At 69.6% G+C, this 1,324-nt stretch carries 1 protein-coding gene and 1 pseudogene; both read left to right on the plus strand.

The window, feature by feature from the left end:
• Positions 1 to 619: sulfite exporter TauE/SafE family protein (locus tag AS93_RS0117605; RefSeq protein WP_027591812.1), on the plus strand; the 619-nt coding region annotated here is incomplete at its 5' end.
• Between the two features lie 156 nt (positions 620 to 775).
• Positions 776 to 1,324: pseudogene (locus tag AS93_RS0117610) on the plus strand (ABC transporter substrate-binding protein); the annotation flags it as partial.

The following is a 1,324-nucleotide window of genomic DNA, read 5'->3' on the forward strand; positions in this document are numbered from 1 at the left end:
CGTGAGCCTCGGCGCGGTGGCCATGTCCGCGCTGATCGGCGCCATCCCCCGCGCGCGCCTCGGCCAGGTGGCCTGGCGCCCCGTCGTGTTGCTGGCCGTGGCTGGCCTGCCGGGCAATGCCCTGGGCCAGTGGCTGGGCCGCTTCGTGCCGGAAACCGCGCTGATCGTCGCCTTCTGCGCGCTGGTGCTGTGGTCGGCCTGGCGCCTGTGGCGCAGCAGCGGGCAGCCGCCTCGCGTCGATCCGGGACCGCTGCGCCCGGGCCCGCTGCTGGCCATCGGCGTCGGCGTCGGCACCCTGTCCGGACTGATGGGCGTGGGCGGCGGCTTTCTGATCGTGCCGGCGCTGCTGTGGTTCTCACCCTTGCCCCTGCTCAGCGCCATGGCCACCTCCATGGCGGTGATCGCGCTGGTCAGCGGCGGCGGCTTCCTGATCTACCTCACCGGCGCCAATCCGCCACTGCCGCTGCTCGGCGGCCTGGCCCTGGGCGGCGCCATCGGCGTGCTGTCCGGCAACCTGCTGGCGCAGCGCCTGAACAGCACGCTGCTGCAGCGGCTGTTCGCCCTGATGCTGGTGCTGGTGAGCCTGTCGATGGCGGTGCAGAAGCTCGCGAGCTTGTGAATCGCGCCAACGCTGGATTATTGTGCGCGACGCCCGCAGCCTCTGGCACGCGGGCTCTGCCTCGCTCCGCCCAGGCAATTCGGCACCGGACCGCGGTCTCCCCGCCCCCGGAACCGACCGGGCGGGGCCCAACCTTCCGCGAGGGGAACACTCCTGATGAATCGCCGCCAACTGTTCGGTGCCACTTCGGCGCTACTGCTGGCTCTCGGCCTGGCCGGGTGCAAGGACGAACAACAATCACAAGCCACCGCCGCCGCGCCGGTGGAAACCGTGCACTGGAAACTGGTCACCACCTGGCCGAAGAACTATCCGGGCCTGGGCACCGGGGCCGATGACTTCGCCAAGCGCGTCGAGCGCATGAGCAACGGCCGCCTGGTCATCAAGACCTACGCCGCCGGCGAGCTGGTGCCAGCCCTGGAAGTGTTCGATGCCGTGTCGCGCGGCACCGCGCAGATGGGCCACGGCCCCTCCTATTACTGGAAGGGCAAGGTGCCGGCAGCACAGTTCTTCACCTCGGTGCCCTTCGGCCTGACCACCATGGAGTTCAACTCCTGGGTCACCTACGGCGGCGGCATGCAGCTGTGGGAAGAAGCCTACGCGCCGCACGGCGTGAAGCCGTTGCTGGGCGGCAACTCCGGCATGCAGATGGGCGGCTGGTTCAACAAGGAAATCAACAGCGTCGACGACCTCAAGGGCCTGAAGATC

Source organism: Pseudomonas sp. RL (genome assembly GCF_000647775.1).
Taxonomy (GTDB): Bacteria; Pseudomonadota; Gammaproteobacteria; order Pseudomonadales; family Pseudomonadaceae; genus Serpens; species Serpens flexibilis.